The following is a 24,217-nucleotide window of genomic DNA, read 5'->3' on the forward strand; positions in this document are numbered from 1 at the left end:
GAAAACCCGGGAAACGCGGAAAACCGGCAGACTAGCTGAGGGACAAGTCGGAACCGTCGTGGGAGGCGGACAGCATCAGCACGCGGGAAACAGTGGTCCAGCCAAGATGCGAATAGAGCTTCTGCCCGTCGAGGGACGCCAGCAGCAGCCCCGTCTGGACGTCATGCTCAAATGCCTGCGCCGCCAGCGCCCGCATGATAAAACTGCCCAGTCCGCGCCGCTGGAAGGCCGGGTTGGTAATGATCTTGTCGAACACGGCGGTATCACCCACCACAAAAACACGCCCGCTGGCAGCCACCGTGTCACCGGAGAGCACCTCGGCGTAGTGCACGCCGTCCCGCTCGGACGTGGCCAGCGAAAGGTCATCATCTGACAGCCACGGATCCTCGGCGTCCTGGGTTTCCATGTCCACGATCATCATGGCCTGGGAGTCGGAGGTGACGTTCAGCCCGTGCTGGCGGGCGAGATCCGAATAACGGGCGGGGTCGTTGGTCAGGACGGTCAGGACCCGCGCCGGCACTTCCGCCGTCTTCGCCGCGAGAGCGGCAAATTCAGCGTCCGTCGGCTCGGACGCGAAGAATTCCCATTCGCCGGAGGTGTCAGTCCGGAGCGCGGCGGGGAAGCGGCCTTCTGAGGATGTCCGGTACCCGCGACAGCCTGCCCAGCCGGCCACCCACACTTCAAGAAGGCCAGTGATGTCGTTAACCATGGTTTCCGGGCTCATGCGATGAGACTATTCCACGCCGGTCACAAGCAACAGGGGTTGGCAGGCCGGAAGCGCGGTGCTTATGCAATTGTGATCCAGCGCACCCTCTGGCCCGCCCGGGACTGAACCGGGGCATGGCCTTCGAATCCAAGCCGGTACCCTTAAATACGTGGCTTTGAACCGAATCGTCCTCTTTTATGGCTTTACCCCCATCGCTGACCCCGACGCCGTACGGCTCTGGCAGCGTGCCCTCTGCGAAAAGCTGGGACTGACCGGCCGCATCCTGATCTCCAAGGACGGCATCAACGCCACCGTGGGCGGTGAGATCGGCGCAGTAAAGCAATACGTCAAGACCACGCGTGAGTACAAGGGATTCCACGGCATCGACGTTAAATGGTCCGACGGCGGCGCGGAAGACTTCCCGCGGCTCAGCGTCAAAGTGCGTGACGAGATCGTTTCCTTCGGCGCCCCCGGCGAACTCAAGGTGGACGCCAACGGGGTGGTGGGCGGGGGCAAGCACCTCAAGCCCGAAGAGCTGCATGAACTCGTGGACGCCAGGAAGCAGGACGGGGAAGACGTGGTCTTCTTCGACGGCCGGAACGCCTTCGAAGCACAGATCGGCCGCTTCAAGGACGCGATCGTCCCGGACGTCGCCACCACCCACGACTTCATCAAGGAACTTGAGTCCGGGAAGTACGACTCCCTCAAGGACAAGCCGGTGGTCACGTATTGCACCGGCGGCATCCGCTGCGAGGTGCTCTCCAGCCTGATGGTCAACCGGGGCTTCAAAGAGGTGTACCAGCTGGACGGCGGAATCGTCCGCTATGGCGAAACCTTCAAGGACCAGGGCCTATGGGAAGGCTCGCTGTACGTGTTTGATAAGCGGATGCACCTCGAATTCAGCGAGGAAGCCAAAACCATCGGGCAATGCACCCGCTGCTCGGCCCCCACCAACAAGTTCGAAAACTGCTCCAACCTGAGCTGCCGGACCCTCACCCTGTACTGCACCCAGTGCGCCTCCAGCCCGGAAACCCTGCGCTGCCCGGAAGGCTGCGCTGCGTAGGACCCGGCCCGGGGAAGGCCAACAGGTATTAGAGACGCCGGAACCGGTAAGCGTAGTTGGCGTCCATCCTCGCCTCCACCGTGATGGTCAGTGCAGTTTCGGCGGAGAGATAAATGACATTTTCCCGGTTGATGCCGCACCTCAGCCCGAGGTCAACCAGGGTCAGTGCATCGCTGCGCACCATGAAGTTCACCCGGCGCTGGCTCCGGCAGGTCAGCGCCAAAGCGTAGGTGCCGGTTCCCACCACGGGAGTCGTTTCGCTGCGCACCTCGCCGGCAGCCAGCAATCCGGCCGCCGCGTGCACCACCGGATCGCCGGTATCGGGCAGGCTGCGGGCCACCCACGCGCCAAGTTCGGCCTCGCTGACAGGCTCGCGCTGCAGCGGATCGCGGGTAAATGCCGGGGCCGGGGCCACTGTCTGCGCCGCGTCGGCGGGATCAGCCCACCGGCCGTCGTCGTACGTGTATTCGCAGCCGCCCAGCGCCAGCCCTGCCGTGAGCACAAGACCGATGACGACGGCGGCCGCAGGGTTTCGCGTCAGCGGCGCCGGGGTTGTCCGCTCCGGACTGGGCGCGGAGGATTTCCGCACACTGGGCATATTCCGACTTTAAGCCCGCACGCCCCTGCGGGCCATAGCTATTCGGCCTGAGTCAGACGGTAGGCGTAGATCAGGGGAGCATCAACGCTCGAGGTGCTGACCTGCAACGTCCCTGGGCGCGGCAGCGTAATCCTGGTGACCTCTTTGCTGCCGTTGCAGGCGGCTCCGGCATCCACGACGTCTTCCCCGTCCAGCGACACAGCGAAGAAGGCCTTGCCGCCGCCCTCGCACGTCGCCGTCAAGGTGTAGCGGCCGGCGTCGACGTTCGAAGCCTCCTGGACGATCCGGTTCCGGTTGAGGATTTTTCCCGCGTCTTCCAGCAGGGCGGCGGGCGCTGTTGGCAGCGCGGTGGCCCGCCACTGCGGCACGTCGGCATTCTCGATGGACACGACCGGGGAGCACCCTGCCAGGGCAACAGCCGCCAGGCCTGCCAGTGCCAATGCTGTGCGCGGGAAGCGCCTCGGGCCGGCGGGCTGCTTCCGGGCGCGCGGAAGGACGGAAAGCGTTATTGGCATACTCCAACGCTACCCCGTCCGGGCGGCCGCGTTCGTTCCACCTCCCGCACCGCAGAAGCCGCACCGCATCCGCCGCACTAAACTTGAGCGGTGCCTGAATCCCCATACGAGTTCACCGCCGGCAACACTCCCGACGCGCCCCGCAGCGACCTTCCGGACCTGCTCACCGCACTGGCGGCGGACCTGCGCGCCGTGGAATACACGCTCGACGGCGTCGCCACCCTCCTCGGCGAATCCGCCTACACCGCCTTGAACCGGGACCAGACCATCCCCGCGCTGCTCGCCGCCGAGCGCGCCGTCCGGCGGGACGAGGCAGCGAACGCGCTTGCCGCCGTCGTCCGTTTGTGGCTGCTCGCCGAGCCGCAGCCGAAGGAAACGCTCGACGCCGCCCTGCCGGGCCTCCGCGCGGAAGGCCTGCTGGCCCTGGGGCTGGTGGAACCCGTTCCCGGCACAGCGCTCCTGGCCGCCAAAGCCGACCTGCGGCCGTACGGCTGGGACGCGAACGAGGACGGCAGCGGCGGCGCCGAACTGTGGGTGGCCAGTGACCTCGCGGCGCACCAGCAGGAAGGCGTGCTCCGGCACGACCACGTCCTGGGCATCGGCCAGGCCTCCACCACCCTGGTGCAGACAACCTTCCGCCGCCACACCGGACGGGCCCTGGACCTTGGGACAGGCTGCGGCATCCAGGCCTTCCACCTGCTGCATCACTGCGAGCACGTGACGGCGACGGACATTTCCGAACGGGCGCTCGCCTTCACCCGCTTCAATATCCTGCTGAACGCGCAGGCCCTGTCCGTGGACCCGGACCGGCTGGCGGACCGGGTGAGCATGCGCCTGGGCTCGTTGCTGGAACCGGTGGCAGGCGAGGAATTTGGCCTGGTGGTCTCCAACCCGCCGTTCGTCATCACGCCGCGCAGCGCCGGGGAAGACTCATCCGAACAGTTCACGTACCGCGACGGCGGCCTGCCCGGGGACGGTATTGTGGCGGCCCTCGTGGCGGAACTTCCGGCAGTCCTGGCCCCGGGCGGTACCGCCCAGATGCTGGGCAACTGGGAGGTGGCCGGCGGTACCGCGTGGCAGGAGCGGCCCCAGGCGTGGGTGGGTTCCGGCGTGGACGCCTGGTTCATCCAGCGCGAACTGGTCAGCCCGGAGGAGTACGCCGAAACGTGGCTGCGGGACGCCTCCGAGGGCCGGGACAAGGACCATTACCGGGACGCGTACGCGGCCTACCTTGCTGATTTTGCGTCCAGGAACGTCGCGGGGATCGGCTTCGGGATGGTGCTGCTGCGCCGGCCCGCTTCGCCGGGGCAGGCCTTTCACCGGTTCGAGGAAATCACCTATCCCATCGAGCAGCCCATCGGCCCGCACCTGGGTGCCGCTTTGGAGCGCCAGGACTGGCTGGCGGCCAACAGGATCGAGGATGCGCACCTGCTGGTGGCGGACGATGTGACCGAGGAGCGGCACCAGCGGCCGGGCGCCGAACACCCCGGCGTCATCCTGCTGCGCCAAGGCGCGGGCCTCCGCCGGACCAACCTCCTCAGCACGGAACTTGCCGGGTTTGTTTCCGCCTGCGACGGCGACCTCACAGCCGGCCAGATCGCCGGTGCCCTGGAGGCGCTGCTGGGCGGGGAAGAAACGTTCGACGCCGGCACTTTCCGGGGCGGTCTGCTCGCCGAAGCAGCCAACCTGGTCCGGGACGGCTTCCTGATTCCGGCCATGGAATAAGGCGCGGATTGGAGGGCGTGCGGCACCCTGGCCCAGCCCCCTCTTTTCCACATGGATGCGCACATTTCTGCAAAATATGGTGAACTAGGCCAGTATGGGCGCATCTGCCCGAGCAACCTTTTTCTGTAGGAGCACCGTGCCAAGCAAGGCCAAAACCGGCAAGAAACTCGTGATTGTGGAGTCTCCGGCCAAGAGCAAGACCATCGCCAAGTACCTGGGCGAGGGCTTCATCGTGGAGGCTTCCATTGGTCACATCCGCGACCTGCCGCAGCCGTCCGAGCTCCCCGCCGAGCTGAAGAAAACCTCCGTGGGCAAGTTCGCCGTCGATATCGACCACGACTTCAAGCCGTACTACGTGGTGTCACCGGACAAAAAGAAAAAGGTGACCGAGCTCAAGGCTGCGCTCAAGGACGCCGACGAACTTTACCTCGCAACCGATGGGGACCGCGAGGGCGAAGCCATCGCGTGGCACCTGCTTGAAGTCCTCAAGCCCAAGGTCCCGGTGTACCGGATGACCTTCGGCGAAATCACCAAGGAAGCCATCCAGCGCGCCATGGGCAACCTGCGCGACGTCGACACGGCGCTGGTGGACGCGCAGGAAACCCGGCGTGTCCTGGACCGCCTGTACGGCTATGAAATTTCCCCCGTGCTCTGGCGCAAGGTGGCCCGCGGCCTGTCCGCCGGCCGCGTGCAGTCAGTGGTCACGCGCATGGTGGTGGACCGGGAACGCGAGCGCATGGCGTTCAAGGCCGCCTCCTACTGGGACCTCACCGGACAGTTCGGTGCCGACGCCGGCTCCTTCAAGGCCAAGCTTGCGGCCGTTGACGGTGCAAAAGTGGCCAGTGGCCGCGACTTCAATGACGACGGCGTCCTCACCTCCAAGAACGTGGCGCACCTCAATGAGGAACTGGCGACGTCCTTGGCAGCCGGGTTGCAGGACGCTTCCTTCACGGTCCGCTCGGTGGACACCAAGCCCTACACGCGCCGCCCCGCGGCCCCCTTCACCACCTCCACCCTGCAGCAGGAGGCAGGCCGCAAGCTGCGGTTCTCCTCGAAGAGCACCATGCAGGTGGCCCAGCGGCTGTACGAAAACGGCTACATCACCTATATGCGTACGGACTCCTCCGCGCTGAGCGATGAAGCACTCACGGCTGCCCGCCGCCAGGCTTCGGAGCTGTACGGCCCCGAGTACATCCCGCAGTCACCGCGCGTGTACACCGGCAAGGCAGCCAACGCCCAGGAAGCGCACGAGGCCATCCGCCCCGCCGGTGACTCTTTCCGTACCCCGGCCCAGGTGGCCAAGCAGCTCTCCGGCGACGAGTTCCGGCTCTACGAGCTGATCTGGAAGCGGACGGTCGCGTCCCAGATGGCTGATGCCAAGGGTTCGACGGCGACCATCCGCCTGGGTGCCGTGGCTTCCGACGGGCGTGACGCTGAGTTCTCCGCCTCCGGTACTGTGATCACCTTCCCGGGCTTCCTGGCAGCCTACGAGGAGGGCAAGGACGAGACCCGCGGCGACGACGATTCCGATGAAGCCCGCCGCCTGCCGAACGTCGCCAAGGGTGATTCCCTCACCGCAGCCGACATCATCGCTATCGGCCATGAAACGTCCCCTCCGCCGCGCTACACCGAAGCATCACTGACGGCGGAACTGGAAAAGAAGGGCATCGGCCGCCCTTCCACGTACGCCTCCACCATTTCCACCATCCAGGACCGCGGGTACGTCCGGAAGCAGGGTTCAGCCCTGGTTCCCAGCTGGATCGCGTTCTCCGTGATCCGGCTGCTGGAACAGCACTTCAGCGACTACGTGGACTATGAATTCACCGCCGACATGGAAGGCGACCTGGACAAGATCGCCAACGGCCAGGCCGTGGGCGCCTCCTGGCTCCGGCACTTCTACTTCGGCGAGGATGCCGATCCGGGCCTGCTGAGCATCGTCAATAACCTGGGCGAGATCGACGCACGGGAAATCAACTCGATTCCCATCACGGACGAAATCACGCTCCGGGTAGGCAAGTTCGGGCCGTACCTTGAAAGCTCCGCTGCCACTGTTGACCCCAAGACGGGCGAGATTGTGGAGTCGGCGCGGGCCAACGTGCCCGAGGACCTCGCACCGGACGAACTGACCGCGGCCAAAGCCATTGAGCTGATGGAGACCGCCGCTCCCGAAGAGCGCGTGCTGGGTACGGATCCGCACACGGGGCACACCGTCGTCGCCAAGAACGGCCGCTACGGTGCGTACGTCACCGAGATCATCCCCGAGATGACCGAGGAACAGATCGCCGCCCAGCCGGTGGAGTACTACAAAAACGGCAAACCCAAGCCGCCCAAGAAGCCGGTCAAGGCCAAGCCCCGCACCGGATCCCTGTTCAAGTCCATGACCGTTGACTCCGTGACCCTGGATGAGGCACTTCAGCTCATGAGCCTGCCCCGCGTGCTGGGGGAGGACGCCGAAGGCAACCTCATCACCGTGCAGAACGGCCGGTTCGGCCCGTACCTGAAGAAGGGCACCGACTCCCGGTCCATCGGCTCGGAGGAGGAGATCTTCACCATCACGCTGGAACAGGCGCTGGAGATCTACTCACAGCCGAAGCAGCGCGGCGCCCGTGCCGCCGTCCCGCCGCTGGCCGAGTTCGGCCCTGATCCGGTGTCGGAGAAGAACATCGTGGTGAAGGAAGGCCGCTTCGGCCCTTACATCACCGACGGCATCACCAACATCACTGTTCCCCGCGCCACTTCCCTGGAGGAGCTCACGCGGGAGCAGGCTGTTGAACTCCTCGCCGAGAAACGCGCCAAGGGCCCGGTCAAGCGGACCGCCACCCGCAAGGCTCCGGCCAAGAAGAAGGCAACGGCGAAGAAGTAGCCTCGGCGCCGGCTGGAAGAAATCCTCTGCGTGCTCGCTCGTTCGCCCCACCGTCCCCCTCGCCTCGCAAGCTCGGCCAGGGAACCCGGACGGTGTGGGCCCACGCTTGGACATTGTGCTGCCGGATTCCTCCCAGCCGGCTCGCAGCAAGCATTGGCCGAATTGCGGTGAAGAGTGGAACGTGATCGGGTAGAGGCATGACTGAACAGCCAGGCATTGCCGACACTACTCCGCTGAACGACCTTGAGGAGAAGCTCGCCCGGGGCGGACAGCCTGATGCCAGTCCTGTGGACGTCATCCTGTCCTTCCTTAACAGCGAGGTCTACATCGTCAGTTCGGACGATATCGAGGGCGTCGATTCCCAGGTGGAGCCGCTGGTCCTCGCCAACGCCGACGGCGAACCTGTCCTTGCCGTCTTTTCGCACCCCAGCCGGGTGGACCAGCAGTACCTGGATGCGGCCCCGAATGTACTGGGCACGCAGGGCGCCGCGATCATCGCCAACATTGGTGACGAGCTGGGAATGGTCATCAACCCCGGGGCAGAATACGGCTTTGAGATCAACCCCGAGGGCGTGGCCAACATCAAGCGCGACTTCAAGCGCGCCGACGGGGAATAATGTCAGCATGCGGCTAGGCGTCCTTGATATCGGCTCAAACACTGTCCATCTCCTCCTGGTGGATGCCCACCCCGGCGCGCGGCCAGTGCCGTTCGCCTCGCACAAGCGTCCGCTTTCCCTGGTCCAGTACCTCGAACCGGACGGCAGCATCAGCGACGCGGGCCAGCACGAACTCACCGAATTCGTCCTGGAAGCCTGGGAATTCGCTGCCCGGCACAAGGCCGAGGATCTCCTGGCATTCTGTACCTCCGCCATCCGCGAGGCCACCAACGGCCCCGAAGTCCTGGCCCGGGTCAAGCACGAAACCACCGTCACGCTGCAGGAGCTGACCGGAAGCGAAGAAGCGTCCATGACCTTCTTCGCCGTCCGGCGCTGGCACGGCTGGGGAGCCGGACCCATCCTCAACCTGGATATCGGCGGCGGCTCCTTCGAAATGGCGTTTGGCCAGGACGAACTGCCGGAAGTGGCCACGTCCGTGCCGCTGGGCGCCAGCCGCCTGACGCGGGACTGGCTGGCCGAGGACCCTCCCTCCGCGAAAAGCGTTAAGGAACTCCGGCGCTACATCCGGGCCACCCTCAAGCCTGCGGTCCGGGAATTCGACGGGCTGGGCCGGGCCAATGTTGTTGCCGGTACCTCCAAGACCTTCCGGTCCCTGGCGCGGATTGCCGGAGCCGCCCCGAGCGCGGCCGGACCCTACGTGAAGCGGGAGCTGCACGGTTCCGATCTTGGCGTGTGGGCACAGCGCATTTCCGCCATGAAGGCCGAAGACCGGCTCCACCTGCCCGGCGTTTCCGAAGCCCGTGCCCATCAGCTGCTGGCCGGTGCGCTGGTGGCGGAGGCAGCGCTGGAGCTGTTCAAGTTCAAGAAAATCAAGATTTGTCCGTGGGCGCTTCGCGAAGGGCTGATCCTGCGCCGCCTCGACCAGCTGGTGTTCTCCGGGCCTTTGGAGCCGGCCCCGCATGTTACGCCGCCGGCCGTCCAGGCTGCCGCCGTCTGAACGCAGCACCTTCTTAGGAAGACTGCAACGCAATAGCGGAAGCACGGCTAAAGCGGAAGCACGGCTTAAAAGCGGAAGCACCGGCGTCCGAGACAGGAAAATGGGGGAAAACCTGTCCCGTCCGCCGGTGCCCTGGCAGGCATCCCCATGCCTGCCGCATCACTCGCACCCTCAATGAGGTACTAACTACAGTAGGGCCGCTAGTTGTGAGGTACCTGCGCCCAACATGTGAGCCAGCTGTGAATGCGTTTCGGGAAGTTCCCGGCGTGCGGAATTGATGTCCGGAGCGTCAGGGCGGCCCGCTTAACGAGTTCTGCACGTGCCGGATCTAACTGCAATGATGGAGCCATGAGCAACCGAATCGCATTCCTTGGCTGTGGGTCCATGAACGAAGCCATCCTCGGCGGTCTGCTGGAAGCCGGCACGGACCCGGCTGACGTCGTGGCCACGGTCCGGCGTGCAGAGCGTGCCGCGGAGCTGGCCGAGCGCCACCATGGCATCACCGCGATCGCCGGTGAGGAGGAGCCGGACAACAACAAGCAGGCCACCAAGGGATCCGCCGTCGTGATCCTTGGGGTCAAACCGGTTGGCATCACCGATCTGGCCCGGGAAATCAGTTCCTCACTGGCGCCGGACACCGTAGTGGTCAGCGTGGCTGCCGCCGTTTCGATCGCCCAGCTGGAGGCCGCCCTCCCGGCCGGCCAGCCCGTGATCCGGACCATGCCCAACACTCCCGCCAAGCTGGGACGCGGGGTTGTATCGGTCTCACCGGGCACCAACTGCACTCCCGAACAGCTGCAGAAGGTCAAGGAGATCCTGCAAGGCGCCGGAACCGTTGTGGAGGTGCCGGAGGAACAGGTGGACGCCCTGTCGGCAATCAGCGGCTCCGGACCCGCCTACGCCTTCTATCTCGCCGAGGCGATGGCGGCGGCAGGTCAGGAGCTGGGCCTGGATGCGGAACTGTCCCTGCTCCTGGCCCGGGAGACAGTGGCCGGCGCCGGGTTTATGCTCGCCGAGCCCGGGGCGGACCCGTCGGCCCTGCGGAAAGCGGTGACCAGCCCGAACGGCACCACCGAACGCGCCATCGCAACCTTTGACGAGCGCGGCATCCCGTCCATCATTGCCGCCGGAGCCCGGGCGGCGGCAGACCGGGCCGCGGAGATCACCAAACAGCTCGGCTGACCTCCGGAGTTTTTGTCCAGATATGCCGACTTGAGCGGCCCCCAAGCCTGCATATCTGGACAAAAACTCTCAAGATTTACGGGCGGGCGGCGAAGCGCTCCAGCAGGTCCACGTGCCCGGACACGATCAGCATGTCCCTGGAGGACACCTTGGTTTCCGGCCGCGCATAAGTGAAGTCCTCGCCCGGCGACTTGACGCCCACAATCGTGACGCCGTACTTGGACCGCACCTTGGACTCGTCCAGGGTGAACCCCACCGTTTCGCGCGGCGGGTACATCTTGACGATGGCGAAGTCGTCGTCGAACTCGATGAAGTCCAGCATGCGCCCCGAAACGAGGTGCGCGGCCCGGACGCCGGCGTCGGCCTCCGGGTAGATCACGTGGTTGGCGCCGATGCGGGTCAGGATTTTGCCGTGGGACGGCGTAATGGCCTTCACCCAGAGGTGCTCGATGCCGAGGTCCACCAGGTTGACGGTGATCAGCACCGAGGATTCGATGGACGTGCCAACGCCCACGACGGCGGAGCTGAACTCCTGTGCGCCGAGCTGGCGGAGTGCGTCGATGTTGGTGGCGTCGGCCTCCACCACGTGCGTCAGGAGGGGAGCCCACTTCTGCACCAGGGTCCGGTCCCGTTCGATCGCGAGCACCTCGCGGCCCTGCTTGACCAGTTGCTCGGCAGTGGATGAGCCGAAGCGTCCCAGCCCGATCACCAGCACCGGAGCATTGTGGGCGGGGCGCCTGGGGGCGTCTTGGGAACTAGCCAATGATGGGCCTCTCTTCGGGGTAGTGGTACAACTGGCTGCGCTGGCGCAGGGCCAGGGCAGCGGCGAGGGTTACGGTGCCTACACGGCCCGCAAACATGAGCGCTGTCAGGACGTAGACGCCTTCAGGCGGAACTTCCGCGCTGAGGTTGGTGCTCAGCCCCACCGTGGCGAACGCGGAAATGGTCTCGAACAGTACGCGGTCCAGGGATGCGCCGCTGATGTGAAGCAGGAGGAACGCGGAGACGGATACCAGCGTGGCGCCGGCAACGATGACCGAAATGGCCACCCGCATGCTGCCCTCCGGGATGGTCCTGCCGTAGACCTTGACGTCGGCGTCACCCCGGGCCTCGGCAACGATGGCCAGGAACATCACGGCGATGGTGGTCACTTTGATGCCGCCCGCCGTCGACGCTGAACCGCCGCCGGCGAACATCAGGGCGTCCGTCAGGAGCATGGTAGTGGATTCCATCTGGTTCTGGTCCACCAGGTTGAACCCGCCCGACCGGGTCATGACCGAGGCAAAAAGCGAGTGCGTGATCTTGTCGCCAAAATCCATGGAACCGATGGTCCGCGTGTTTTCCCACTCCATCAGCCCCCACAGGAAGGTGCCGGCCGCCAGCAGGATAAACGAGACCTGGATGGTGAGCTTGGTGTGCAGGTTCCACTTTTTCCAGTTCAACCCGTTCTGCTGCAGGACCATCACCACCGGGAAGCCCAGGCTCCCCAGGAACACACCAAGCATCAGGGGCACCAGGATCCACAGGTCCGTCTCGTACGGCACAATGCCGTCCGAGTGCGGGGTAAAACCGGCGTTGTTGAAGGATGAGATGGCATAGAAGATGCCGTGCCAGACGGATTGCCAGAAGGGCTCGCCCAGGGTCAGGAAGCGGGGGATCAGGGCCAGCGCGAGGATTCCTTCGATGACCACCGACGTGGTGATGACGATCCGCAGCAGCGTACCCACTTCGCCAAGGCGGCCCGCATTGTTCATAGACTCCGCTGCAATGATCTTCCCGCGGACTCCGAGGCGTTTGCTGACCATCAGGGCCAGCAGCGAGGCGAGCGTCAGGGTGCCCAGTCCGCCGATAAAGACGCCGATCAGGATCACCAGCTGGCCGAAGAAGGACCAGTGGACCGCCGTCGACACCACTGTGAGGCCCGTGACGCACACGGCGGAGACGGCCGTGAACAAAGCCTGGTGCGGCGGAGTTACGGTGCCGGTGGCGGATGAGATGGGCAGGGAGAGCAGGAACGTGAACACCAGGCACACGCCGGCGAACGCGCTCAGCGCCAGCCGGGCCGGCGAGGTGTTGGCAATCTCGTCGATGAAGTCCCGGAGCCGCGTCAGGACCCAGAGGCCCTCCCGCTCCTGTGCGGCGGGATGCCAGCTGGCCGGGTTCCGGGGCCTCGACTGGCTTTGCGTCATGTGTGGCTTTTTCCTCGGTAAGAATCTGCTTCCCTCAGTAGTAAACCACTTATGCCCGCGTAATGGCCGGGCGGGAAGGGCTGCAGGCTCGGGTAGCCTGTGATTGATGACATATCTGCCGGGTCTCAGCCAGCCCGCGCCGCCAACGACGGTGGCGTGGGGCGCTGACATGACCGCCTACAATTTCGGTCCCGGCCACCCCATGGCACCCGAGCGGATGGACCTCACCGCACGCCTGGCCCGCAGCCTGGGGCTGTTCGAGCTCGACCATGTCACCGTCGAAGCCCCTTACGTCGCTACTGACCCTGAGCTCGAGTCCGTCCACTCGGCCGAGTTTGTGGCAGCCGTCCGCAGGGTCAGCGAGGACCCCTATGCGACCGACGAATCGCGGGGCCTCGGCACTGAAGATGATCCGGCGTTCGCCGGAATGCACGAGGCCGCCGCCAGGCTGGCCGGCGGCTCCCTGTTAAGCGCTGCAAAGATCCTGGACGGATCGGCCCTGCACGCGGTCAACTTCGGCGGCGGCATGCACCACGCCTCCCGCGACCGGGCCAGCGGATTCTGCATCTACAACGACGCCGCACTGGCCGTGCAAAAGCTGCTCGACGGCGGCATCGGCAAGGTGGCATACCTCGACGTCGATGCCCACCACGGGGACGGAACGGAGAGTATCTTCTGGGACGATCCCCGGGTGCTCACGGTATCCCTGCACGAAAGCGGGCTCACCCTGTTCCCGGGCACCGGATTCGCCAACGAGATCGGCGGCCCCGCAGCAGAGGGAACGGCGGTCAACATCGCCCTGCCCTCCGGGACTGGCGACGCCGGCTGGCTGCGCGCGTTCCACGCGGTGGTGCCGCAGCTGGTGGCGGCATTCCAGCCGGAGGTGATCGTCAGCCAGCACGGCTGCGACTCCCACCGGACCGATCCGCTCACCCACCTCAACCTCAGCGTGGACGGGCAGCGGGAGGCGGCCACCGCCGTCGGGAACCTCGCCGCCCGGTGCTGCGACAACCGCTGGATTGCCACCGGTGGCGGCGGGTACAACGTGCTGCAGGTGGTCCCGCGCTCATGGAGCCACCTGATTGCCATCGCCGCGGGCCGGCCGGTACCGCTGCGGACTCCGGTCCCGGAGGACTGGCGCACGTACGTTGAGGAGAAGTTCGGTGCTTCGGCGCCTGGCCTGATGGGCGACGACGTGGAGCTGTGGTGGCGCTCCTGGGAAGTGGGGTTCGACCCCAACGACGCCGTGGACCGCACCGTGATGGCTACCCGGAAAGCCGTGTTTCCACTGCACGGACTGGACCCCTGGTTCGACTAGAATCACGCTCCCGCGGGCCCGCTTCCCATTGGCTTGGGCCGGCGAAATAGTTGATGCCTTTCGGCGTATATGTCGCTAGGGTGGGAGGCATGGTGACAGACGACGTATTTGCCGTCATAGCGGAATCGACCCGGCGGGACATCCTGACCTCCCTTCGTTCCGGAGACAAGGCCGTGGGGGAGCTCGTGGAGGAACTGGCGGCAAGCCAGCCCACCATTTCCAAGCACCTTAAGGTCCTGCGTGAGGCGCAGCTGGTGAGTATGCGCGCGCAGGGCCAGAAGCGCTACTACGCGCTGAACCGCGAGCCCCTGGAGGGGATTGCCAGCTGGCTTGAAACGTTCGACGTCGGCTCGGCAGCTTCCGCGGCGCAGTCACCTGCTGCACCTGCCGCCCCAGCCGGCGCGAGGAGCGAAGTTCCCGCACCGACAGCAGGGGAAACATACCCGCGCGTGGCGGCTCCGGCGGACCACACCGCAGCTGATGCCGTGGCAGCGGACGCTGTCTTCGCCGGCGTCCTGGCGCCCGACGGCGCCGACCTGAGTCCCGCCGTCGTCATTCCCGGCGGAACTGCTGCGCCGCTCAGCGATGACAGCGTGCCGCAGCAGATCGGCCGCACTGTAGGCCGCGCGGCCACCAAGGCAGCCGACCTGCTGGCGAACCTCCCCAACCTGCCAAAGTTCGGCCGCAAGAAGTAGCGTCCGGACGCCTACTTATTCAGCAGTCGCACGTGGTCCGGGGTGAGCTCGGAGATTTTGCTGACGCCCAGCAGCGCCATGGTTCGGGCCATGTCCTTTTCCAGGATCTGCAGGGTGCGGTCAACACCGGCGCGGCCGCCGGCCATCAGGCCGTACAGGTAGGCGCGGCCGATCAGTGTGAAGTCGGCGCCGAGGGCCAGGGCTGCCACGATGTCCGCTCCGCTCATGATGCCGGTGTCCAGCATGATCGCGGCGTTGGTGTTGTCCGCGCTGAACGCCTGCTTGACCTCGGGGAGCAGGTGGAACGGGATAGGTGCGCGGTCCAGCTGCCGGCCGCCGTGGTTGGACAGGACCACACCGTCGGCACCGTGGTCCACCGCCTTGCGGGCGTCCTCCACGGTCTGGATGCCCTTCACCACCAGATTGCCCTTCCAGGTTTCCCGCAGCCAGTCCAGGTCCTCGAACGTGAGGGTGGGATCGAACATGGAGTTGATCAGGTCCGCCACCGTGCCGGTGTAGCGGGAGAGCGAGGCGAAGGTCAGCGGCTCGTGGGTGAGGAAGTTGAACCACCAGGCGGGGCGGTAGGACGCGTCCAGCACGGTCTTGAGGGTCAGTGCCGGCGGGATGGTCATGCCGTTGCGGACGTCGCGGAGGCGGGCGCCCGCCACCGCGGTGTCCACGGTGACCATCAGGGTATCGTTGCCGGCCTTGGCGGCCCGTTCGATCAGTTCCAGCGAGCGGTCGCGGTCCGTCCACAGGTACAGCTGGAACCAGTTGCGGCCGTTGGGTGCCGCGGCGGCGACGTCCTCGATGGAGGCAGTGCCCATCGTGGAGAGGGTGTAGGGGATACCGGCCGCCTCGGCTGCCTGGGACCCTGCATATTCGCCTTCGGACTGCATCATCCGGGTGAAACCAGTGGGGGCGATGCCTACGGGGAGCCGGGAAGGCTTGCCCAGGATCTCGGTGCTGAGGTCAATGGCGGAAACGTTCCGCAGGATGCCGGGCCGGAACTCGATGTCCAGGAAAGCCTGCCGGGCGCGGCGGAGGGTGATTTCTTCCTCGGCGGCACCATCGGTGTAGTCGAAGGGGGCCTGCGGGGTGCGCCGTTTGGCGATGTCCCGCAGCTCCCAGATGGTGCTGGCCCGCTTGAGCCTGGCCTCTTTGCTGAACTCGGGCTTCTTGAACTGCATCAGCGGAGCGAGGTCCGAGTACTTGGGGAGGCGGCGCTTCAAGGCGGCAGGAATGGGGGCCGCGGCCCTGCCGGGGGAAGCCGTGGGGGCCGACGTCGACGGAACATCCGTGGCCTCCGGCGCAGGCGTGATTTCCGGGTTGTTGGGCTGGATGGTGTGGGTCATGTCGTCCTCCATTGGGCCGGTGACAGGGTCCTGCCGGTGCTTGTGCACGCTGTGGTCTAACCACACTCTAGGGCATGTGGTCCAACCACATCAACTACTATTGCCTCATGAAGACCCATCAACTCGTCCTCACCTGGATCGAGACCGAGCTTTCCGAGGGGCGGCTGGCAGTGGGAGGGCGGCTGCCTGCGGAACGCGCGCTGGCCGAGCAGCTGCAGGTCTCGCGCACCTCCGTCCGCGAGGCCATCAGGATCCTTGAGGCAATGGGTGTGGTGCGCGCCGGAGTCGGGTCCGGTCCCGAGGCCGGGACCGTCGTCATTTCAGATCCGACGGCGGCACTCGGCTCGGCCCTCCGGCTGCACGTTGCCACGCAGCACCTTCCCGTGGCGGACATCGTGGAGACCCGCGTGTTGCTGGAGTCGTGGGCCGTGTCCCATGCAAGGCCCGATTCGCCGGAGCTGGCCGGAGCGGCCCGGCTGCTGGAAAAGATGGACGTCGACGCTGTGAACGTGGACGAGTTCCTGGCCCTGGACGTCCGGTTCCATCTCGCCCTTGCGGATGCTGCCGGGAACGCGGTGGTCAGTGCCATGATGGGCTCCCTGCGGGAATCCATCACCGGCTACGCCTCCCGGCTCACCGGCAACCTGCCGGACTGGGACGCCACCGCGGCGCGGCTGCGGTCGGAGCACCATGGCATTCTGGCCGCCGTGCGGAATCACGACGGCGAACGTGCTGCCAAGCTCGTTGCCGCACATATCGAGGGCTACTACAAAGAGGCGGGGGTGGCCTCCGGAGGTACGGTACCGGCCCGCCCCTGACCATTGAGTTTTTGGGCAGATATGCCGACTTCGCCGCCAGCAAAGTCCGCATATCTGCCCAAAAACTCCAGGGGTTTGGATCAGTGGGTCAGCCGTGCACCGTCGAGCGTGGTGCCTTGGCCGGGCCGCTGCTGGCCCTGACCTGGAGGCGCGGCTGATAGCGGCTTCCCGGAGCGTCGCTCTCCTCCTTGCGGATCAGCGCGCGGAGCTGGTGCCAGGCATGCTCGCCCAGTTCGGTGATGGGGACGGCTGCGGTGGTGAGGGCAGGCGTGGTGTACCTGGCGAAAGGGATGTCATCGAAGCCGGTGACGGAGATGTCGCCGGGAACGTCGAACCCGCGCTCGTGCAGCCCGCTCATCAGACCCATGGCCACGAGGTCGTTGAAGGCAAGGATTCCGGTGGCGCCGCTTTCCAGCACGGCGTCCACGGCTTCGTGTCCCGTATCGAAGTCGGAGCCACCTTCCAGCATCCGAACATCCACCCGGGGATGCGCCGCCTTGAACGCTTCCAGGCCCTTGAGCCGCAAGCCGTTGGAGGCACTGCGGGGCGGCCCGGCAAGGAATGCCAGGCGGGTGTGGCCCAGGTCCACGAGGTGCTCGGCGAGGTCCTGGACGCCCTGCCCGTAGTCCACTACCAGGCTGGGTACATCAGCTGCCGCCGTGGTCCGGTTGATCAGCACCAGGGGGTGCAGGGACGGCGCAATTTCCTCCAGCTCGGCGTCGGTCATGCGGGGGGCGCACAACACCAGGCCGTCGCAGCGCCTGCGGGCCTCGCCGGCAAGAATGGTTTCCTCGCTGGAGACCTCGAAGGAATCAGCAATAAGTACGCGGTAGCCGTCCTGGGCCGCAGCCCGGCTCAGGCCGCGGAGGATTGCCTGGAAGGTGGGGTTCGCGAGGTCCGGCACCACAATGCCGATAGTGTCGGTTTTGCCCAGGGCCAGGCTCCGGCCGACGGGATTGGGCTGGTACTTCAGCTCTGCGGCGGCCGCGCGGACGCGTGCGGCGATATCCGGGTCCACGGTGAAGTTCCCGTTCATGACCCGGGATACGGTGGCATGGGAAACCCCCGCCTTCACGGCAACATCCGCGATGCCAATCCTGCCGGATGCCGATCTCCTGACCATTGTGGTCCCTTCCTTGGCGCTGCGGGCCGCGGGCCCTGCGCGTGCTGCTGCCCCGGTTGTTGTGCCGAAAGCAGGTTCGTGCCGCCTTTTCCCGACGTCGTGTTGATTCACAGCATATAACGTTCCGGGAAAGCGATTTCTAACGTTTTCCCAAGTTTTCCCGCAAGTTTTTGCCCTTCCGGGCGAGGCAAGGGAGGGCGAGTACTAGAAAACGCTTTCTCTCAGCCCTGATAATGGTTGACGGATGCCGTGTCCGGTTGGTACAAATCTAATAACGAACTGAGAAAACGCTTTCTTGCATCGCTGCAGAAGAGCGCCACTTATAGCACGTCACAGGCCGCGGCGCGGCCGGCACAACCGCTTTCGAAAGGGACCCCCATGGTCAACACAGCCGAGTCGAGTACTGCCGCAGGGACGGCACCCGCAGCCGCGGACACCGCCACAGCTCTTGGTGCTGCAGCCGGACACGGCGGCAAAGCCCGCATCGCCCTCATCGGCACCGGCGGCCGCTCTGAAATGTACATCCGCGCCATCTTCGGCAAGCACGCAGACACGGCTGAACTCATCGCCTTCTCCGACGTGAACCCCGGCCGGGTGGAGTTCTACCAGCAGCTCATCCAGGAACTGGGTGCACCGGGACCGGTTGCTTCCTTTGATCCGGCAGACCTCACCGCCTTCATCCAGGCCAACAACATCGACCGCGTCATCGTCACCACCCCGGACTACACCCATGCCGACTACATCGTGGAGGGACTGCGCGCCGGGGCGGACGTCGTCGTCGAAAAGCCCCTCACCATCGATGCAGAAGGCTGCCGCCGCATTACCCAGGCCGTGCACGAGACCGGTCGTAACGTGGTGGTCACCTTCAACTACCGCTATTCGCCGCGGAACAGTGCAGTCAAGGAAATCATCCAGAGCGGCGTCATCGGCAAAGTCACGTCCATCGACTTCAGCTGGGTCCTCGATACCGTGCACGGCGCGGACTACTTCCGCCGCTGGCACCGCGAGAAGAAGAACTCCGGCGGCCTTCTCATCCACAAGGCTTCGCACCATTTCGACCTGGTGAACTGGTGGATCGACGATGTCCCGGAGCACGTCTTCGCTTCCGGCGGCCTGAAGTTCTATGGCGACAAAAACGCGGCCGAACGCGGCCTGGGCCCCCGCCCGGAACGCGGAACCCCCGACGCCGATTCCCCGGCAACGCAGGAGAAGGATCCCTTCACCCTGGACCTGCGCGAGGACGAGCGGCTCAAGGCCCTCTTCCTGGACAACGAGCACTACGACGGCTACCGCCGCGACCAGGACGTCTTCACCGGCGGCATCACCATCGAGGACAACCTCGCCCTGGTGGTGGAGTACCAGGGCGGCCCGCGCCTGAGCTACTCCCTGAACGCCCACAGCCCTTGGGAGGGCTACCGTGTGGCCGTCAACGGCACCGAAGGCCGGGCCGAGTTGGAAGTGGTGGAACGCGCCGCCGTCACCAGCAGCACCGACAAAAAGACCGTGGTTGACCCCAGCGCAACCCCCATCGAAGAAGAGGACGCCATCCGCCGCAATGGTGAGCGCCTGGTGGTCCAGCGCCACTGGGAAGCTGCCTACGAGGTGCCCATCGTCAACGGCGAAGGCGGCCACGGCGGCGGCGACGCGCTCCTGCTCTCCGACCTCTTCAACGGCCCGGGCGAGGACCCGCTGGGGCGGCCCTCCGGCTACCTGGACGGGCTGCGCTCGGTTTCCGTGGGCATCGCCGGCAACCGCTCCCTTGACACCTCCCTGCCCGTACGCATCGAGGACCTGGACCTCGGCGTCGACCTCCGCCGCGGCAAGTGACCGCGACGCCGGATTCGAAGGATTAACATGAGCAGGATTTTTGTCACCGGCGGCTCCGGCCGGCTGGGACGCAGCGTTGTTGCCGGACTCGCCGGAAAGGGCCATCAGGTGATCTCAGTGGATCGGGACGCCGTTCCGGCGGACCAGCTGCCCGCCGGAGTAGTGCAGGAAACCGCCGACCTCCTGGCTCCCGGCGAGGCGCTGCGCCTCCTCCGCGAAACCACGCCCGACGCCGTCATCCACCTTGCGGCGATTGCCGTGCCTTTCAGCGCGCCCGAGGACGTCATTTTCGCCACGAACACGCGCCTCGCCTTCGCCGTGGTCAGCGCCGCGACGGAGGTGGGCGTCCAGAAGATCGTGACGGCCAGCAGCCCCACCGTACTCGGCTACGGCTCGCCCGCGGGGTGGCTGCCGCCGTCGTTCCCGCTGGACGAGCGGACGCCGCCGAAACCGTGGAACGCGTACGCGCTGTCCAAACTCATCGCGGAGCAGACCGTGCAGGCGTTCGCCGCAGCCCAGGGCGAGAAGATCCGCTATGCGGCCTTCCGCCCCTGCTACGTGATCTCCCCGGAAGAGTGGGAAGGCGCGCCGACCCAGCAGGGCCACACCCTCGCTGAACGGCTGGCCGACCCCGCGCTGTCCGCACCTGCGCTGTTCAACTACGTGGATGCACGGGACGTGGCGGACTTCCTGGACCTGCTGCTGGAGAAGATGCCGTCTATCCCCAACGGGGAAACCTTCTTCGTGGGCGCCACTGACGCCCTGGCCACCGCACCCCTGGCTGAACTGATGCCCAAATTCCTGCCCGGAAGCGAAGCGCTCAGCGCAGGCCTGACCGGCACCAGCCCGGCCTTCTCCATCGCCAAAGCCCGGGAACTTCTGGGCTGGCAGCCCACACGAAGCTGGCGCACAGAACTCAAGTCCCACCCCACCCTCAACGACGAGAACTCCGCGCTGGTTGCCGCCGGCAGCGGAGCCAAGGAGACACCATGAAATTCGACGGCGTACTGTTTTTCCCCGTCACCCCGTTCACGGCCCAAGGCGCCATTGACGTAGAGCTGCTCAAGGAACACATCAGTTCGCGCCTTCCTTTCGGGCCGGGGGGCGTTTTCCCCGCCTGCGGCACGGGGGAATTCCATGCCCTCAGCATCGAGGAGGTCCGCACCGTGGTGACGGCCGCCGTCGAAATTGTAGCCGGAAAGGTGCCGGTAGTGGCCGGAGCCGGCGGACCCCTGGGTCACGCCATCGCCGCCGCCCGCGCTGCGGAGGAAGCCGGCGCCGATGCCCTCCTGGTGCTGCCGCCGTACCTGGTCACCGGCCCCACCGACGGGCTGGTGGCCTACATCGAAGCGGTGGCCGACGCCAGCAGCCTGCCGGTGATCGTGTACCACCGCGGCAACGCCAAGTTCACGGCCGCTTCCATGGCCCGGCTGGCCGCCAACCCCAAGGTCATCGGCTTCAAGGACGGCCTCGGCGATGTAGGCCTGGCGCAGGAAATTGTGTCCGCGGTCCGCGCCACCGGGCGCGAGGACTTCGCCTTCTTCAACGGCCTGCTGACCGCCGAACTGACCCAGGGCGCCTACCGCGGCCTCGGCATCCCGCTGTACTCCTCCGCCGCGTTCGCCATGGCCCCGGAAATCGCGAAGGCCTACTACGACGCCTACACGGCCGGTGATGAGGAGCGCCGCAACGCGCTGCTGGAAGGCTTCTACGCACCACTGGTCCGGCTCCGTGACCAGACCCCCGGTTTCGGCGTTTCGCTGATCAAGGCGGGCCTGCGCCTGGGCGGCCTGCCGGTGGGCTCCGTGCGCCCGCCGCTGGTTGACCCCACCGAGGAGCAGCTCGTGCAGCTCAAAGCCATCCTTGCCAGGGGCTACGAGCTGGCTGGCCGCTGATGAGCGCCCCGGCCGCCGTAGCGGTCCGCACAGTACCGCGCATCACGGGCCTCTCCAGCCGCCTCATCACGGTTCCGCTGCACCGCAGCTGGGGTGTTGAGGCGCCGGAGAACCACGTGATCGCCACGGAGATCCAGACGGACGACGGCGGCGCGGGGCACGGTTTTTCCTGGACGCCCACCATTGGTCCCCAGGCAGTTAAGGCCCTGCTGGACTACGACATTGCGCCGTTTATCACCGGGCTGCCCGCCCATCCCGAGATGATCTGGGACGCGTTGTGGAAGCGCCTGCACGAGGCCGGCGGCGGGGGACTGACCACTATTGCGATGGCGGGCGTGGACCTCGCCCTCTGGGACCTCCAGGCTGCCCGCGCCGGCACCTCAATTACCGGATTCCTTGGCCAGCGGCAAGAGTCCGCCGAGGTCTACGGCTCCGGGGTGAACCTGCACTACAGCCTCGACGAACTGGTGGCCCAGACCGAACGGTGGATAGCCGCCGGGCACCAGGCAGTAAAGATCAAGGTGGGCAAGCCGGACCTCCGCGAGGACGCCGAACGCGTGGCCGCGGTCCGCTCCGTCCTGGGGCCGGACCGGAAGCTCATGATCGACGCCAACCAGCGCTGGGACCTGCCCACCACGCTCCGCGCCCTCGATGTCCTGTCCGAATACGGGCTCGAGTGGCTCGAAGAACCCATCCGGGCGGACGACCTCTGGGCCTACCGCCGGCTCCGCAAGCACTCGCCCGTGCCGATCGCCCTGGGTGAAAACCTCCACACCATCTACCGGTTCCGCGATTTTATTGAGGCGGAAGCCGTGGACATCATCCAGCCCAACATCATCCGGGTAGGAGGCATCACCCCGTTCCGGCGCATCGTTGAACTTGCGCGGACCAACAGCATCAAGGTGATGCCGCACCTGCTCCCGGAGCTGTCCGGCCAGCTGGCGCTGACGCTCGCGGAACCCACCCTGGTGGAGGACGTGGAGGAGGCGTCCTTTGAACAGCTGGGGATCCTGGCCGGCCCGTCGCCGGTCCGGTTCAGCAACAGCCGCGTGACGCTGTCTGACCAGCCGGGGCTGGGTTTCCGTTTCCGGGACACACCGTAAGCCACGACAGAACGCAACGAAGAACGCACATCCACAGAACAGGTAACTGACGTGACAACTGCAACCCTTTCCTTGTCCGAGCTCACGGCCGCGGCCACGGAGGCTGCCAAAATCTCGGCGGCTGCCTCCGATGCCCAGCGCGCCGCCTGGCTCACTGCCGTCGCCGACGCTCTGGACGCCAACGCCGCCGAACTGGTGGAGATTGCCGATTCCGAGACCAGCCTGGGCACCACCCGCCTCACCGGCGAAGTGGCACGCACCAGCGGCCAGCTGCGCCTGTTCGCCCGGGTGATCACCGAGGGCTCGTACCTGGAAGCAGTGATCGACCACGCGAACCCGAACGCCACCCCGCCCACGCCGGACCTGCGCCGCATCCTGCGTCCCATCGGACCGGTGGCCGTGTTCTCGGCATCGAACTTCCCGTTCGCCTTCTCCGTGGCCGGCGGCGACACCGCCTCGGCGCTGGCCGTGGGCTGCTCCGTGATCGTCAAAGCCCACTCCGGCCACCTGCGCCTCTCGGAGCGGACCGCCGAAATTGTGGCTGAGGCCCTCCGTGCCGCGGGTGCGCCGGAAGGAATCTTCGCCCTGGTGACCGGCCGTGAGGTGGGAACAGCCCTGGTGCAGGATCCGGCCATCAAAGCGGTGGGCTTCACCGGCTCCATCCCCGGCGGCCGTGCCCTGTTCGACCTCGCCACGTCCCGTCCCGAGCCCATCCCTTTCTACGGCGAACTGGGCAGCCTGAACCCGGTGGTGGTCACCGAGGCGGCACTGGCGGAACGTTCGGCCCGGCTTGCCGAGGGGCTGGCGGGATCCTTCACCCTGGGCGCCGGGCAGTTCTGCACCAAGCCCGGGCTGGTCTTCATCCCGGCCGGGACGGATTTCGCCGCGCAAGTGGCGGAGGCCAGCAAGGACAAGCCCGCTCTGGGCATGCTCACCAGCAGGATCGCTGAGGCCTACCCTGGCGGCCTGCGCAGCTTCGCGTCCGTGCAGGGCGTGGACGTGGTCAGCGGCAGCGTGGACCAGGATGCGGTGGCCAACGGCGCAGCCCCGGTGGTCTTCTCCACCACGGCCGCCAAGGTGCTGGAGAACCCTGGGCAGTTGCTCGAGGAGTGTTTCGGCCCCACCACCATGCTGATCGAATACACGGACCGGGAGGAATTGTCCGCGGTCCTCGCCAAGGTCCCGGGCAGCCTCACCGCCACGGTGCACGCCCAGCCGGGGGAGGACATCTCGGCGCTGGTGGAGCAGTTGTCCGAACTCGCCGGCCGCGTCCTCTTTGATGGCTGGCCCACCGGCGTCGCCGTCAACTGGGCCCAGCAGCATGGCGGGCCCTACCCGGCCACCACCTCGCTCTTCACCTCGGTGGGTGCCACGGCGGTCCGCCGGTTCCAGCGCCCGGTCGCCTACCAGGACGCGCCCGAGTCAGTCCTGCACCCGGCCCTGCACGAAAGCAATCCGCTGCGCATACCGCGCCGCGTGAACGGTGAACTCATCCTCCCCTAGCAACCCTCTCTCACTTGATGTGGCTATAAACCCAACGCTCTATCAGTTGATGTGGGGTTGGGCCCAACGCTCTATCAGTTGATGTTGGTTTATACGAAACGCTCTCTCAGTCGATTGCCGGTGAC

General features: G+C 66.2%; 21 protein-coding genes. 14 read left to right on the forward strand and 7 right to left on the reverse strand.

Going from position 1 to position 24,217, the window contains the following annotated elements; all coding sequences use genetic code 11:
* Positions 1–31: 31 nt before the first annotated feature.
* Positions 32–724 (reverse strand): GNAT family N-acetyltransferase, encoded by a 693-nt coding sequence (locus ARTSIC4J27_RS03530; RefSeq protein ID WP_050053830.1) that lies wholly within the window; start codon positions 722–724, stop codon positions 32–34.
* A 151-nt stretch (positions 725–875) separates the two neighbouring features.
* Between ARTSIC4J27_RS03530 and trhO the strand changes: the two genes are divergently transcribed.
* Positions 876–1,769 (forward strand): oxygen-dependent tRNA uridine(34) hydroxylase TrhO, encoded by an 894-nt coding sequence (trhO, locus tag ARTSIC4J27_RS03535; protein ID WP_050053831.1) that lies wholly within the window; start codon positions 876–878, stop codon positions 1,767–1,769.
* Between the two features lie 28 nt (positions 1,770–1,797).
* Here trhO and ARTSIC4J27_RS03540 read toward each other — a convergent pair whose 3' ends face one another.
* Positions 1,798–2,367, reverse strand: coding sequence for a hypothetical protein (locus tag ARTSIC4J27_RS03540; protein WP_050053832.1), 570 nt, complete (start codon positions 2,365–2,367; stop codon positions 1,798–1,800).
* Between the two features lie 38 nt (positions 2,368–2,405).
* Positions 2,406–2,882, reverse strand: a complete 477-nt coding sequence (locus ARTSIC4J27_RS03545; protein ID WP_050053833.1) for a hypothetical protein — start codon at positions 2,880–2,882, stop codon at positions 2,406–2,408.
* Positions 2,883–2,972: 90 nt separating this feature from the next.
* Between ARTSIC4J27_RS03545 and ARTSIC4J27_RS03550 the strand changes: the two genes are divergently transcribed.
* The 5 genes from ARTSIC4J27_RS03550 (at position 2,973) to proC (ending at position 10,266) form a co-directional block, all read left to right on the forward strand.
* Positions 2,973–4,607 carry a DUF7059 domain-containing protein gene (locus ARTSIC4J27_RS03550; RefSeq protein ID WP_050053834.1) on the forward strand — a complete coding sequence of 545 codons (1,635 nt, stop codon included), beginning with the start codon at positions 2,973–2,975 and terminating at the stop codon, positions 4,605–4,607.
* 136 nt (positions 4,608–4,743) lie between these two features.
* Positions 4,744–7,470: a type I DNA topoisomerase gene (gene topA, locus ARTSIC4J27_RS03555; RefSeq protein ID WP_050053835.1), complete on the forward strand. Its 2,727-nt coding sequence runs from the start codon at positions 4,744–4,746 to the stop codon at positions 7,468–7,470.
* 197 nt (positions 7,471–7,667) lie between these two features.
* Positions 7,668–8,087: an SseB family protein gene (locus ARTSIC4J27_RS03560; protein ID WP_050053836.1), complete on the forward strand. Its 420-nt coding sequence runs from the start codon at positions 7,668–7,670 to the stop codon at positions 8,085–8,087.
* Positions 8,088–8,094: 7 nt separating this feature from the next.
* Positions 8,095–9,084, forward strand: coding sequence for a Ppx/GppA phosphatase family protein (locus tag ARTSIC4J27_RS03565; RefSeq protein ID WP_050053837.1), 990 nt, complete (start codon positions 8,095–8,097; stop codon positions 9,082–9,084).
* Between the two features lie 348 nt (positions 9,085–9,432).
* Complete coding sequence (proC, locus tag ARTSIC4J27_RS03570; protein ID WP_050053838.1) at positions 9,433–10,266, forward strand: pyrroline-5-carboxylate reductase; 834 nt, start codon at positions 9,433–9,435, stop codon at positions 10,264–10,266.
* A gap of 76 nt (positions 10,267–10,342) precedes the next feature.
* Here the strand turns inward: proC and ARTSIC4J27_RS03575 are convergent, their stop codons facing one another.
* Both ARTSIC4J27_RS03575 and ARTSIC4J27_RS03580 read right to left on the reverse strand, forming a co-directional pair.
* Positions 10,343–10,981, reverse strand: a complete 639-nt coding sequence (locus tag ARTSIC4J27_RS03575) for a potassium channel family protein (RefSeq protein ID WP_172801511.1) — start codon at positions 10,979–10,981, stop codon at positions 10,343–10,345.
* Between the two features lie 40 nt (positions 10,982–11,021).
* Positions 11,022–12,455, reverse strand: coding sequence for a TrkH family potassium uptake protein (locus ARTSIC4J27_RS03580; protein WP_050053840.1), 1,434 nt, complete (start codon positions 12,453–12,455; stop codon positions 11,022–11,024).
* Positions 12,456–12,561: 106 nt separating this feature from the next.
* Here ARTSIC4J27_RS03580 and ARTSIC4J27_RS03585 point away from each other — a divergent pair, with 106 nt between their 5' ends.
* The gene (locus tag ARTSIC4J27_RS03585; protein WP_050053841.1) at positions 12,562–13,773 is read left to right on the forward strand and encodes an acetoin utilization protein AcuC; all 1,212 of its coding nucleotides are present in this window, start codon (positions 12,562–12,564) and stop codon (positions 13,771–13,773) included.
* A gap of 89 nt (positions 13,774–13,862) precedes the next feature.
* On the forward strand, positions 13,863–14,468 hold the full coding sequence (locus ARTSIC4J27_RS03590; RefSeq protein ID WP_050053842.1) for an ArsR/SmtB family transcription factor: 606 nt from the start codon (positions 13,863–13,865) through the stop codon (positions 14,466–14,468).
* 11 nt (positions 14,469–14,479) lie between these two features.
* Here ARTSIC4J27_RS03590 and ARTSIC4J27_RS03595 read toward each other — a convergent pair whose 3' ends face one another.
* The gene (locus ARTSIC4J27_RS03595) at positions 14,480–15,823 is read right to left on the reverse strand and encodes an alpha-hydroxy acid oxidase (protein ID WP_050053843.1); all 1,344 of its coding nucleotides are present in this window, start codon (positions 15,821–15,823) and stop codon (positions 14,480–14,482) included.
* 107 nt (positions 15,824–15,930) lie between these two features.
* Between ARTSIC4J27_RS03595 and ARTSIC4J27_RS03600 the strand changes: the two genes are divergently transcribed.
* On the forward strand, positions 15,931–16,641 hold the full coding sequence (locus tag ARTSIC4J27_RS03600) for a FadR/GntR family transcriptional regulator (protein ID WP_050053934.1): 711 nt from the start codon (positions 15,931–15,933) through the stop codon (positions 16,639–16,641).
* A gap of 88 nt (positions 16,642–16,729) precedes the next feature.
* On the opposite strand, the gene ARTSIC4J27_RS03605 is transcribed toward ARTSIC4J27_RS03600, so the two are convergent.
* The gene (locus ARTSIC4J27_RS03605) at positions 16,730–17,764 is read right to left on the reverse strand and encodes a LacI family DNA-binding transcriptional regulator (RefSeq protein ID WP_050053844.1); all 1,035 of its coding nucleotides are present in this window, start codon (positions 17,762–17,764) and stop codon (positions 16,730–16,732) included.
* A gap of 378 nt (positions 17,765–18,142) precedes the next feature.
* Here ARTSIC4J27_RS03605 and ARTSIC4J27_RS03610 point away from each other — a divergent pair, with 378 nt between their 5' ends.
* Genes ARTSIC4J27_RS03610 through ARTSIC4J27_RS03630 form a run of 5 tightly spaced genes read left to right on the forward strand, consistent with a single transcriptional unit; the run spans position 18,143 to position 24,092 of the window.
* The gene (locus tag ARTSIC4J27_RS03610) at positions 18,143–19,591 is read left to right on the forward strand and encodes a Gfo/Idh/MocA family oxidoreductase (protein ID WP_050053845.1); all 1,449 of its coding nucleotides are present in this window, start codon (positions 18,143–18,145) and stop codon (positions 19,589–19,591) included.
* Positions 19,592–19,618: 27 nt separating this feature from the next.
* A complete protein-coding gene (locus ARTSIC4J27_RS03615) occupies positions 19,619–20,584 on the forward strand; it encodes an NAD-dependent epimerase/dehydratase family protein (protein WP_050053846.1) in 966 nt (321 codons plus the stop codon).
* Positions 20,581–21,486, forward strand: a complete 906-nt coding sequence (locus ARTSIC4J27_RS03620; RefSeq protein WP_050053847.1) for a 5-dehydro-4-deoxyglucarate dehydratase — start codon at positions 20,581–20,583, stop codon at positions 21,484–21,486. The genes ARTSIC4J27_RS03615 and ARTSIC4J27_RS03620 overlap by 4 nt, the downstream gene beginning before the upstream one ends.
* Positions 21,486–22,589 carry a mandelate racemase/muconate lactonizing enzyme family protein gene (locus ARTSIC4J27_RS03625; RefSeq protein WP_050053848.1) on the forward strand — a complete coding sequence of 368 codons (1,104 nt, stop codon included), beginning with the start codon at positions 21,486–21,488 and terminating at the stop codon, positions 22,587–22,589. The genes ARTSIC4J27_RS03620 and ARTSIC4J27_RS03625 overlap by 1 nt, the downstream gene beginning before the upstream one ends.
* Positions 22,590–22,640: 51 nt before the next feature.
* A complete protein-coding gene (locus ARTSIC4J27_RS03630; protein WP_050053849.1) occupies positions 22,641–24,092 on the forward strand; it encodes an aldehyde dehydrogenase (NADP(+)) in 1,452 nt (483 codons plus the stop codon).
* The last annotated feature ends 125 nt before the right edge of the window (positions 24,093–24,217 follow it).

Origin of the sequence: Pseudarthrobacter siccitolerans (assembly GCF_001046895.1) — a bacterium.
Classification (GTDB): domain Bacteria; phylum Actinomycetota; class Actinomycetes; order Actinomycetales; family Micrococcaceae; genus Arthrobacter; species Arthrobacter siccitolerans.